At 24.5% G+C, this 12702-nt stretch carries 8 protein-coding genes; 6 read left to right on the forward strand and 2 right to left on the reverse strand.

Going from position 1 to position 12702, the window contains the following annotated elements; translation table 4 throughout:
* Together EXC36_RS03190 and EXC36_RS03195 are read left to right on the forward strand one after the other, a co-directional pair.
* Window positions 1-1179, forward strand: coding sequence for an ABC transporter ATP-binding protein (locus EXC36_RS03190; RefSeq protein ID WP_129690399.1), 1179 nt, complete (start codon window positions 1-3; stop codon window positions 1177-1179).
* Complete coding sequence (locus EXC36_RS03195) at window positions 1179-1733, forward strand: hypothetical protein (protein ID WP_010925443.1); 555 nt, start codon at window positions 1179-1181, stop codon at window positions 1731-1733. The genes EXC36_RS03190 and EXC36_RS03195 overlap by 1 nt, the downstream gene beginning before the upstream one ends.
* 314 nt (window positions 1734-2047) lie before the next feature.
* Here EXC36_RS03195 and EXC36_RS03200 read toward each other — a convergent pair whose 3' ends face one another.
* Together EXC36_RS03200 and EXC36_RS03205 are read right to left on the reverse strand one after the other, a co-directional pair.
* The gene (locus EXC36_RS03200; RefSeq protein ID WP_129690401.1) at window positions 2048-2695 is read right to left on the reverse strand and encodes a winged helix-turn-helix domain-containing protein; all 648 of its coding nucleotides are present in this window, start codon (window positions 2693-2695) and stop codon (window positions 2048-2050) included.
* Window positions 2696-2859: 164 nt separating this feature from the next.
* Window positions 2860-4881, reverse strand: coding sequence for an alpha-amylase family glycosyl hydrolase (locus tag EXC36_RS03205; RefSeq protein ID WP_050780383.1), 2022 nt, complete (start codon window positions 4879-4881; stop codon window positions 2860-2862).
* 365 nt (window positions 4882-5246) lie between these two features.
* On the opposite strand from EXC36_RS03205, the gene deoD reads away from it, so the two are divergent.
* From deoD to EXC36_RS03225, 4 genes are all read left to right on the forward strand, one after another.
* Entirely contained in the window at window positions 5247-5945 is a 699-nt protein-coding gene (deoD, locus tag EXC36_RS03210) for a purine-nucleoside phosphorylase (protein ID WP_010925446.1), read from the forward strand.
* An 8-nt stretch (window positions 5946-5953) separates the two neighbouring features.
* Window positions 5954-7246, forward strand: coding sequence for a thymidine phosphorylase (locus tag EXC36_RS03215; protein WP_010925447.1), 1293 nt, complete (start codon window positions 5954-5956; stop codon window positions 7244-7246).
* 159 nt (window positions 7247-7405) lie between these two features.
* A complete protein-coding gene (locus tag EXC36_RS03220; protein WP_129690403.1) occupies window positions 7406-10993 on the forward strand; it encodes a lipoprotein 17-related variable surface protein in 3588 nt (1195 codons plus the stop codon).
* Between the two features lie 305 nt (window positions 10994-11298).
* On the forward strand, window positions 11299-11754 hold the full coding sequence (locus tag EXC36_RS03225) for a lipoprotein 17-related variable surface protein (RefSeq protein WP_041364191.1): 456 nt from the start codon (window positions 11299-11301) through the stop codon (window positions 11752-11754).
* The last annotated feature ends 948 nt before the right edge of the window (window positions 11755-12702 follow it).

Raw genomic sequence — 12702 nt, forward strand, 5'->3', positions numbered from 1 at the left:
ATGAAAAAAGAAATATTAGATGATTTAAAAAACTATGATTTAGAATTTGATAAATTTCTAAATCAAATTGGACAAAATAGCACTTCTTATAATGGTGGAAAAATTGAACTTGTAAATTTATCTAAAAAATATGAAGGTAATGATAAATGAACTCTTAAAGATATCAACTTAACAATTGAGCCAAAAAAGTTTTGTATCTTTTTAGGACCTTCAGGATGTGGTAAAACTACACTTTTAAGAATGATAGCTGGACTTAATTCAATTACTAGAGGTGATTTATTATTTGAAGATAAAAGAATCAATAATCTTTCTCCCTCTGAAAGAAACATTGCCATGGTTTTTCAATCATATGCTCTTTATCCACATATGAATGTTTATAACAACATGAGCTTTGGATTGAAAATGGCAAAAGAAAGAAAAGACGTTATTGACCGAAGGGTTAAAGACGTAGCTAAAATCTTAAAAATAGAAAATTATTTATATAATAAACCTAGAGATCTATCGGGGGGGCAAAGACAAAGAGTTGCAATAGGAAGAGCCATTGTAAGAAAGCCTTCTATTTTCTTAATGGACGAGCCTCTTTCTAACTTAGATGCTAAGTTAAGAGAGTCTATGAGAAGAGAAATTGTTCAAATTCATAGAATGCTAAATACAACAACAATTTATGTAACCCACGATCAACTTGAAGCTATGACTATGGGAGATCAAATTGTAGTAATGAATGATGGTAAAATCCAACAAAATGGAACAAGTGAAGAACTTTACTTTAGACCTAAAAATATCTTTGTTGCCAATTTTATTGGAAGTCCAACAATGAATTTAATTTATGGAAATTATCAAAGACCATTTTTTGTTGCAAAAGATTTTAATTGGAAGTTAAAACTTGATACTGAAAATGAAACAAAAATTCAAAATAACAGTGAAATAGTAATAGGCTATCGTAGTGAAGATGTTATTTTAAATAAAAACCCAATTGAAGGGGCAATTCAGGGAAAAATATTTAATATTGAACACTTAGGAAAAGAGCTTTCAATAGTAGTTAAAATTAATGAAAATATTGAAATAGTTTCTACTGTTTTAAATAATGAAAAATTTGTTTTATATCAAAATATTTGAATAACTTTTAATCAAAAAAGAATTCATATTTTTGATTTAAAAACACAAGAGAGAATTAATTAATGAAAAAGATAGTTGAATTTTTTAAAATTTATTGATTGCGCAAAATCTCTGTTATTTTTATAATATTTAACTCACTTTTAACGATTTTGTTGTTTTACTTTTTTTATTCAAATTTTTTAGATTATGTAGACAAAGAAATAAAATTTTGATCAACTGATAATCCCAATTATGTTTCAACAGCTTTTGATCAAAATCCAATTTATATAGGACTCTTTTGTGTTCTTGGAATTATTATTGTTAGTATTATTGTTTTATCTATTCTTTATTTTTGACGCTTTTATAAATTACAAGATAGTGGAAATTTAATATTAACTTTATTGTTGGTGCTAAGTATTTTAGTTATTGTCATAGTTTCACTTTTATTGTCTTTTCAACCACAAATTCAAAAAAAGATAATTGAAAATCCAAATGGATCTAAAAGACAAATAAAATTAGACTCGCCATCTTATGCAATAGGTTGAGCAATATTTTTTATCTGATTATTTCAAGCTATGTTTTTACTAGCTTCAAAAAGAAATTATGGTTTTTTTATTCCTAAAAAAATTCATAATTAATTTGGCTTTTTTAAAATTTTTATCTGAATAAAAAATCTAAAAAAATAGATCTAATTTTTAGAGATCTATTTTTAAAAACTAATTTTTTTAATTACAAATTTTTGTTTTAACTATCTCACTAAATTTAACAAAAAATAATTATTAAAACATAACAAAAAAATATAGACAAAAAACATCATAAAAACAAATTAAAAAGACTTTAGAATACAAAATATTTTTAAAAAAAATTTAAGCAAATTTTATAACTAAAAAACAATAAAAAAAGAATCCATTGTTTATCTTGGATTCTTTGTTTTTTATAAAATTTAAAAATCTTAAAATAGACTTTTTTCTTGATGTGAAAAAGAAAAATATTCAGGTTTAACTATGTATTTTGATGCTAGTTGAATTCCTTCATCATCATAGGTTCATGAATAAACAACAACTAAGTATTCATGATTTCATAAATTTACTTTTTCATATTGCAATTTATAGATAGTATTTTTTAGATCTATACCTTTTTCTAAAAAGAAATTTGTAAAAGAAAACTTATCTTCAAATTTTTCTGGAATTTGATATTTTTTTGAAATGTAATTTTCACTGACAATAATTATTTCATCATCTTTCAAATACTCTTTTTTAAATTTTTTAAATCCATGATCAAAAATAATTTTAAATTTACTAAACCATTTTGGAGTTTGTGAATTTTCTTTTTTTATTTTAGTAGAAGTTACTGGCATTGCTGAGGCAAAAGGTTTAAGCAAACCAAAAAAATTTTCAGCTACAAATCTTCCTTGTTTACTTATGTTATAAACAGCTCCTATTGATTCAAGTTTTTTGTATGCATTAATAGCAGTAATTCTAGAAATTGAAAATTTTTGCATTAAAAAAGCTTCCGAAGGCATAATATCATTTGGCTTTTTTTTATTAGTTATTATTAAATTTATTAAATACTTTAATATTATTTCTTTTTTTGTTTCCATAAAAAAAATTTTAAAGTTTTTTTACCAAAAAATTACTAAACTTATTGATATAAAAATTTAAAGTATATTTGATAAAAATTGCTCCCATTAATAAAAAAATTAAATGCATAAAATTACAATGATTGTTTTTTATTTAAAACAAGATTTCTAATTTCTAAAATTTTTTACTGAAAAATAATTGAACTATTTTTCAAAACTCAAAAATCACTTTTATCATTTGAATCATCAAAATCAGAATTAAATAAAATCTTTTTATTTTCTAATTCTTTTAGATAAATATTTTCATTAGAAAAATTATGAGCTATAAAAAGTTTTTCTTCTTGATGTTGAATTTCATAGAAAACAAATCCCTTTTTGATTTTTAAAAAATTAACTTTTTCAAAGTTATTGTCTAATTTAAAAAAATTAGAATTTTTATAAAAATGTATCAATCTTGTTAAAAAATTAAAAACATGTTTTTTAACTAAATCATTATTTAGATTTTGTCATTTTAAACCATTTGTGTAATCACTTGTTTTATATGAATTTTCATTAACTCAAAAATTAGATTTATCAACCAAATTATTTTCACTATTCAAGATTTTTAAAGATCTTGCTGAGTCATAACCACTAAAATCAGTTGGCTTAGAATGACAAAATTCTGTTCCTGCTAAAATTAGTTGTTTTCCTTGTGTGCTAAATTGCATCATTAAAGCTTGTCTATAAATTTTTATACTATCACTAAAACTTTTGTTCGTTGTTGTTATTATTTTGTCTCACAAACTAAAACCATCATGACAAGCACTATATTGAAGATTCATGTTGTAATCTTTTGAAAAAAGATGATAGTTCTTTTTTTCTAAATTACTTTTTTGGAAAAGTGGATATTTTTTTACATTACCAACAATCGAAAAAAGATAATGATCAAAATAATCTAAATTACCTTGAATAAGGCCATAACTTTTTTCAATTAAATCAAGGTCATCACTACCTTTAATTGCATTTCTAGTTGTGTCATTAAAATAAGCAAAACCTTTAGAGTTTGTGTTTGTTCCTTTGGTATAACTATTTTCATAATTTAAATCACTAAACTCTCATGCTTCTCCATGTAAAATGATATTTGGATTTATTTTTTTAAGTTTTTTGAAAATTAAATTTAAAGTTTTTTTATCAATAAAAGTTGAAAGATCAAAGCGAAAACCATCGACTTTAAAATATTCAACAAAATAAACAAGTGAGTCAATAATTAATTTTCTAACCATTTTAGATTCAGTATTTAATGCAAAATCATCAACTGGTAAAATTTGAGAATTTTCTCTAAAAAAGTAGTCCTTTAAAATATTGTTCATTAACATGTTAGTCATCATGTGATTGTAAACAACATCCATGATAACTGCTATTCCATTTTTATGAGCCTCTTCAATAAAATCCCTAAATTCTATAATTCTATTTGAAGGATCTTCTGGTTTAGAAAAATATCATCCTGCTAAAGAAAAATAATTTAAAGGATCATATCCTCAATTGTAATTTGTACTTCACTTTTGTCCATTGCCTTTTTCTATTATCTCTAAATTAGAATCATCTAAAGTATAAATAGATTGAACTGGCAAAAGCTGAATATGAGTAATTCCTAATTTTTTTAAATATGAAAAAATTTGGCACTCTTGTGCTGCTTTAAATGTACCTTTTCTATTTTCTAATTTTTTATCTACTAAAGAACTAAAGTCTCTAATGTGCATTTCATAAATAACTAAATTTTGATCTTTTTTTATATCAAAATTTTTATCTGAAAAACTCTCGTTTTTAAAGTGTTTTTGTCAATCTATTATTGCAGCTTTTGGAGTTTTGTTTGTTTTACCTTCTCAGTTAAAAACAGAAAGAGATTTTGCATATGGATCTAACACTAATTTGCTTTTTTTGTTTTCATCTTGAACTTTAATATGATAGTAATAATCTTCAAATTTTAAAGGTATTTTGACTTGTCAAATTTTTTGTTTTTTAACAAAATTTATTTTTTCAACAACTTTATCATTGTCTAATTTATCATAAATAATTAAATCAACACTAAGGGCAAAAGGTTGCCAAAAATTAATAATAAAGTTTTTATCTTTTTTTCAAATTCCTAGCTTTGCATTTGTTGCAAAATTTTTGTCTATATAATCTATTCTTTGAGCAAAAGACTTTTTTATTCCTCTGAAATAAATCATGTTAGTAATTATATTTTCTAAAATAAAACATCACTTATTATCTTGATATAACAATGCAATTTTGTTTTAAAAAAATAATTTTTTTCAATTTTAAATCTAGTTTTTAAGCAAGATTGTCTAAATTTGAAAAATGAAAATAATATTTAAAAAATTAACTATTTTTTATAAAAATTCAAGTTGTTTAAATACAAGTTTTTAATTTTAAATCTAAAAATATTATTTTAATTTTGTTAAAGTTATCCATTATTTTTTATATTGTTTTATTGAACATTTTTATCTTAAATATAAGTGATTTAAGCTATGTTTAAATTAAAATAGTAAAATAAAAAAATATATTAATTTATTTCAAAATTTAGGAGTTTAAAATGACACCACACATTAATGCCAAAAAAGGTGAAATTGCTAAGGTAGTTTTAATGCCAGGAGATCCTCTAAGAGCTAAAACTATGGCAGAAAAATATTTAAAAAATTATAAATTAGTTAGTTCTGTTAGAAATGCTTTTATTTATACAGGTGAATACAAAGGAAAGCAAATTTCAATTGCCGCTTCAGGAATGGGTTGTGCTTCGATTGGAATTTACTCACATGAGCTTTTTGACAAATATGAAGTTGAAAAAATCATTAGAGTAGGAACTTCTGGATCATATGTAAAAGATTTAAACATTGGAGATGTTGTTCTAGCAAAAAGTGCCTACACTGATAATCAAAACTTTTCGCTAGTTTTAAGTGGTAAAGCCGAAAATGTTTTTTATCCTTCAAAAGAGCTTAATGAGCAAATTAGTAAAATTGCAAAAGATCTTTTGATTCCAATCAAAGAAATTCAAGTTCACTCAAGTGATGTTTTTTATGCCACAAGGCCTCTTGAAGAGACTATCAAAATTACTCAATCTCAAGCTGTTGAAATGGAAGCAAGTGCACTTTTTGCTGTTGCAAATAAATTCAATAAGCAAGCAGCAACACTTCTTACAATTAGTGACAATCTAATAACCCATGAAGAAGCTAGTTCTCAAACAAGACAAAACAACTTTACCAAGATGTTTGAAATTGCACTTGAAATTGACTAAGGTAAAATATGAGAATTGTAGATCTTATTAACAAAAAAATGACCGGTAAAGCACTAACAAAAGAAGAAATTGATTTTTTACTTGATAGTTATTTAAATGAGAGTATGCCAGATTATCAAATGGCTGCTTTTTTAATGGCTGTTGTTTTTAAATCAATGGAAAAAGAAGAACTGGCCCACTTTAGTTTAAAGATGCTTCAATCAGGAAAAATAATTGATCTTTCATCAATTAAGCAAATCAAAGTAGATAAACACTCAACTGGAGGAATAGGTGATAAAACAACTTTGGTAATAGCCCCTATTATTGCAGCTTTAGATTTACCAGTGGCTAAAATGAGTGGAAGAGGCCTAGGTCACACTGGAGGAACTTTAGATAAGCTTGAGTCTATTCCTGGATTTAGAATTAATCTTTCAGAAGAAGAATTTATTAATCAAGTTAAAAAAATCAATATCTCAGTTATTAGTCAAAGTCAAAGCCTTGTTCCTCTTGATAAAAAACTCTATGCTCTTAGAGATGTTACAGCAACAGTTGAGTCAATTCCTTTAATTGCCTCATCTATAATGTCTAAAAAACTAGCAACAGGCTCTGATGCTATTTTACTAGATGTAAAATGTGGTAATGGCGCTTTTATGAAAGATATAGATAGAGCAAGAGAGCTAGCCAAACACATGGTTGATATAGGAAAGGTTTTAAACAAAGATGTTGTTGTTGAAATTACTAATATGGACAGGCCTTTAGGAAAAGAAATTGGTAATAAAAATGAAGTTATAGAAGCAATAGAAGCTCTTAAAGATAAGTGATCTTGAGACTTTAAAGAACTTATTTATAGCTCATGTATTAACATTTTGTTAATGACCAAAAAAGCCTCTACAAATCAAGAGGCAAAAACTATGATTGATAGTGTCATAAAATCTGGAAAAGCTCTTGAAAAATTTTATGAATTTGTCCAAGCTCAAGGTGGAGATGTTGAGATTCTAAAATCGAAAAGTTTTTGAAATCCAAAATTTAAATTAGAAATTAAAGCCAATAGCAATGGATATTTAAATATTTATGATGCTTTAACTTTTGGAATTGTAGCTATGAAATTAGGAGCTGGTAGACAAACAAAAGAGGAAAAAATTGACTTTGAAGCTGGTATAAGTTTGAATAAAAAAACTAATGATTTAGTTAAAAAAGGTGATGTTATTTTTAGTTTATATTCATCAAAGCCCATTGATCCTAGCTTAATTGATGAGCTAAAAAATTCTTGAAAAATAAGTGAGAGCAAAGTTGATTTTAAAATGATTTTAGATAAGTTTTAATTACAAAAACAAAGCCCTTAGAATAAATAAAAAGTTTTTATGAGAAAAATAGCTCTAAAAACTTTTTTTGTTATAAAATTGCAAACCAATATTTGCTTAGCAAAAAAGCACCCTTAAAATTTGGTATAATTTTAATATCTTAAAATCTTGGAGGATATTATGAAAATGAAAAAAATTCTTTTAATATCAGTTGCTAGTATTTCTTCAGCCTTTGTTATTACAAGTGTTGGAGCAATATCGGCTAAGGTAGTAAGGGATAAAAACGTCCTTGGCCTAGTAGAAGAGTTGCAAGAAGAGTTAAAAGCTGTTGAGTTTTTAGCAATCAAAGATAATGCAAAAGAGCTTAAAGAACTCTTTGCCTCACAAATAAATGATGCAAGTCTATTAACTACTGAAAACATTGACTTAGTATTTAAAGATCGCTTAAATAAAAGTCTTGATCCAAAGATAAAAATTTCATATGAATTAATCCCTAATGAAGATGAGCAAAAAGCAAAAAGTGCAAATGATGATGAAGGTAGTTTGTTAGTTCGCATAAAACTTCAAGTTGATAGTAGTATAACAACCCAAGATATTAAATTAAATGGATTTAAAACTTTAATTCAAAGCATAAAAACAAATGATTTAAATCTTAAAGTTTTAAATAAAGACAAAGTTTTAGCTAGTGAGTTATTTGAGCCAAAGCAAAATAGCATAACAAAGCAATTAGAATTAGTAGATAAAAATACAAATCTAGATCTTGATAATTACAACTTAACTTATGAAAGTCTCTTTTTAAATGATCTTGAGGGTAGAGCTAAAATTAGAGTTAATGCAACACTTAAAACAAATGAAAATATCAAAAATCATTTTGATTTTGTTTTAGAGAATTTCAAAAAATTTGCTCTTGATGAATCTTTACTTAATGCTGATTTTACTTTAACAAAACAAAATCAAACAATTCAAGAATTACAAAATGCAATAGCTCAGGCTTTTAGCAATCCAAATGATAGCAATGCTAACTCACTTGAAAAATTAAGCAATCACTTAGATATAAAAGTTCCTGAAGGTTTTGAATTTGAATTTGTTTCACTTGAGCCAAAAAATAATGATTTTACAATCGCTAATTTAAGCTACAAACTAGTTGTTAAAAACTTGCACAATGCTGATGAGCAAAATCCTAATTCAAAAAACGGAATACTTAAAAGTCAAACAAAATCTATTGAACTTTCATCATTTGTTGACTACTCTGATGAACTTCTAAAATTGATGGATAAAATTTCTAAAGTTGTCTTAAGTCAAAACTCAAAGTTAAAAGAAACTTTACCTTCAAAAATTGAAAAAGATAAGTTAAATTTAGACAATTTAAAAATACTTACAACCAATGGAAAAAATGATAGTGATTTTCAATTGTTAGATGGTTATAATCTTGATTTTGATATTGTAAAAAATGAAGATAGAAATGATGTTGAAGGAAGTTTAAATCTTAAAATAACTCTTAGCAAAGATGGAAAACAATCTAAGTCCAAAACTCTTGTTTTATCAGGACTTTTATCTGAGATAGATTTATTAAAAAATAATAGTTTTAAAGTTGAAATTCCAAATAAACAAAACATACTAGCAAGTGATTTAATTTCAAACAAAACTAATGTTGAAAATGTCATTAAAAAAGATCTTCAAATCAAGGATTTAGAAAATTTTGATTTTGCAAATTATCAAAGAATTTTTAAAGCCGTTTTTGTCAATGACAAAGAAGGAAAATTAACTCTAAAGATGAATTTAATTTCAAAAGAAAAAAACAAGAAAAAAGATTTTACTTTTCAAATTAGTGGATTCAAAACTTCTCAAGTTTTACCAATGAATTTATTAAACTTAAAGAATGTTAAAATGCTTACTGTTGATGAAATTTTTAGATCATTAAATCAACTTAAAAATCTTCCAGAAAACACTAAAGATCAAAATTCAAAACAAACATTAAAAAATCTTTTTGATGTTGTTTTAGATTCAAATTATGAATTTAATTTTGTAGATTTTAAAGCAAAGGAAAATGCAAAAGATGTTGGGCTTTTAACTTACTTTTTAAAAGACAAAAAAACTAATATAGTAAGTACAAACATTGAAGTTGGAGTAAGTGTTTTTGAATCAATTTCTAAAGCAATTGAAGATCATCTTTCTAAAATAGTTGAGGCTTTAGTTGTTTCTAATTCTAGCTTAACTAATAAATTGGCTACTGAATTTAAAGTAGGGCAAAAACTAGAAAATTCAATGATTCAACTTTATGATAAAAACAAAAATTTAATTAAACCAACAGAAGGTTTTGAACTTTCATATGTTATTGCAAATAATCCTAATTATGATTTAAAAAATGGTACAGTTGAAATTGAAGTTCAATATAAGAAAAATAACACTGTTCAAAAAGTTACAAAAAAACTTAGTGGCTTTAAAAAACTAGAACAAAGTGATTTTGATGTTGTTGCAAAAAGAGATATTTTAAATCAACATCCAAGAGTTTTAAAAGATGACAAAACTAACTTTAACTTTATTAAAAATACTCTTTCAACAAAGACTTTTGATCTTAAATTTAAAAATAACCAACAAAGTAATGAAATTCTAAATAACTATGATTTAACTATTGAAAATGTTAAATACAAAAACATCTCAGGTCAAGTAAATTTTGATATTAAATTCACCAAAAAAAATGGCTCAAAAAATGATGAAATTATCTTTAATAAAACCCTTACTGGACTAAAAGCTGATTTAATTTTTAAAGATTTTCACCAATACTATGAAGGTGATGAAACAAATCATAGAATTATTTCAGTAACAGCTAAATTACCTCGAAATCAATTTATTCAAAAAATTGTTGAAGCAAGAGAAAACAATGACATAGATGCTCTTGTAGATTATTGATTAAAATTGATTGCACCCGATGTTCCAGGTCACATTAAATCTAAGAAATTAACTTTCTTAATAAGAACTAGTAATCTTGGCTCAACTAACTCAAACAAAGGAGCTCATAGAGTTGATTATTTAGATCAAAGTGCTGAGCAATTTACAATTTTTAGAGATTTAGATGTCTCTGGTTTTAACAAAAGTGAAGTAATTAAAAATCATCTAAAAACTTATCTTTCTCAATATGTTTTTGCAATTAGAAAAAACAATTCAAAAACTCCAGAAGAATTTAAAAATGAATACAACGCAGCAAGGGATTCTAACTCAAGAATTAGAGTTATTCAAAGTTACTATAATTTATACATCCCACAAGGATATGAAATTACCATAGATAATAACAATTCCTTAAAAGCGCTTCAATATAAATTTGATAATAGGCTTTCAAAAGAAGATAAATTTAGTGACTATGAATTAACATATAATTTGAAAAAAGGTAATCAAACAATTCAAAGAAAAACAATTTTAAGTTATGGTCAAAAAGTGTTTTTACCTATTGCAAATAAAAATGGTTTAAACTTTGCTTTTATTAAAAAAGATTATCTAGGTAGATATTCAGATGATATGTGAAGATGACATTTAAAAAGCTCTCTAAAACAAATTAAATATAGATGAGGAAATAAAGAAGTCTTCTTCTATGATGTTAAACCAAGTGATTTTTGAATTTGAGACAAAGGTAGTTGAAGAGTTCATCTAACAGTAAGAACAGGTCCTCGCTATGGACAAATTAGACGTATTTGAGTTAACTTTAGATTAGTTGATGGAAAAATCCAAATTTGAGGAGATCACCCAATTGATGGAATGCTTTTAGCAGAATAACTCTTCAAAAAACAAAAAACCAGCCAATTTTACTAGCTGGTTTTTTGTTTTAAGCTTGATTCTCTAAAAAGTAAATCTTTGACAATTTAAACTTTGTCTAATTGCATTGCTTTTTTTCTTTTTGTCTTTTTGTTTTACAAAATCAAAAAAGCTAACTTGTTTAAAAAAGTAGTATTTTTAAAACTTTTAAAATATTAATAAATATTTTTAGATTGAAAAGGTTTTGTAATAGTTTTTTTGACAAAAAATGCCTCAACCTAAAAAAAGGTTAATTTTAGTATAATTTAAATGCATTGGAAAGTATTATGAAAACTAAAAAAACTCTATTAATAACTCTAGGGATCACTTCTGTAATACTTGTAGGAACAAGTATAGCAGCAATGACCACAAAAATATTAAGTGATAAGACAAATTTTTCTTTATCTCAAGATTTAAAAGGCGAAATTAATGATGTTGAATCTTTAAAAATTAATCAAAAAGCTTTTGAGTTAAAAAAAATTTTTCCTTCTCAACTAAAAGATACTAGCCTTTTAACTTCAGAAAATATTAATTTAAAATTTAAAAATAACCCCAACGTTGCTCTTGATCCAAAGATAAAAGTTTCATATGAATTAATAACTGATGAAAATAAACAAAAACAAAATCATGCAAATGATGACGAAGGATCTTTGCTTGTTCGTTTGATCTTTTCTCTTGGAAGAGCAAAAGCTAGCAAAGATGTAAAATTATTTGGATTTAAAACTCTAGTTGAAAACACTTAAAAAAGTGTTTTAAATTTTAAAGTTTTAGACCAACACGAAATTTTCTAAATCAATTATTAGACAAAAATAGCTCTCTTAAATCTGATCTTTTTACCATTAAAAATCAAGGTAAATTTTAAACCTTGATAAATATAGAGTGTTTTTAAATGATGTTTAATTAGAGCTAAAATTAGAGTTAATACTAAAACAAAATATCAAAAAATTATTTTGATTTTCTTTTAGATGATTTTAAAAAATAATCAACTAAATCCAATCTTTGTCAAACAAAACTATTTAAATAGATATGATAATGGTAATTTAAAATAAGAACTTCCTAACTTTTATTAAGCAAGTTAAGTTTTACAAAAATAACAAAGCAGTTTTCTTTGTAGATGTTAAAAAAAGATAAGCCAGTTTAAAGCAATAACATCTTTCTAGTCTTATATCAATATTAAACAATGAATGCATCAAAATTTATTTTAGATTTATTGATGGCAAAATCCGAATCTGAGCAAACCATCCAATTGATGTTTTTGGCATAATTTAATAAACTAACAAGTGATTTTTGAAAAATCAACTCTAAAAGTAAAAACTAATTTTTTATGACTTTGGTTTTTACTTTTTTTATTAATCTTTATCTTTAATAATTAAGCAAACTAACTAATATAAAAGTATTTGAATTAATAATTTTAGTTTTTGTTTATCTAATAAAAAAACTATTTTTTTAATAATTAGTTTGTTTTTTAACATTTTAAAAAAGTTGAAAGTAAATCTAAATTAATTTAATTTTTTAAGATGTTTTTAAAGTTTAAAACAACAAAAAAGAGCTTGTTTATTATAAATAAAAAAAATTTTATAAAATATGTATTGATTTTTTATTTATATGTTAAAATTAAAAAGCCTATTTTGATATTTTTTAAAAACACTCTGAATTTGGTATAATATTACTAGATTAAATTTGGAGAGCGT

This window comes from Mycoplasmopsis pulmonis (assembly GCF_900660575.1).
Taxonomy (GTDB): Bacteria; Bacillota_I; Bacilli_A; order Mycoplasmatales; family Metamycoplasmataceae; genus Mycoplasmopsis_B; species Mycoplasmopsis_B pulmonis.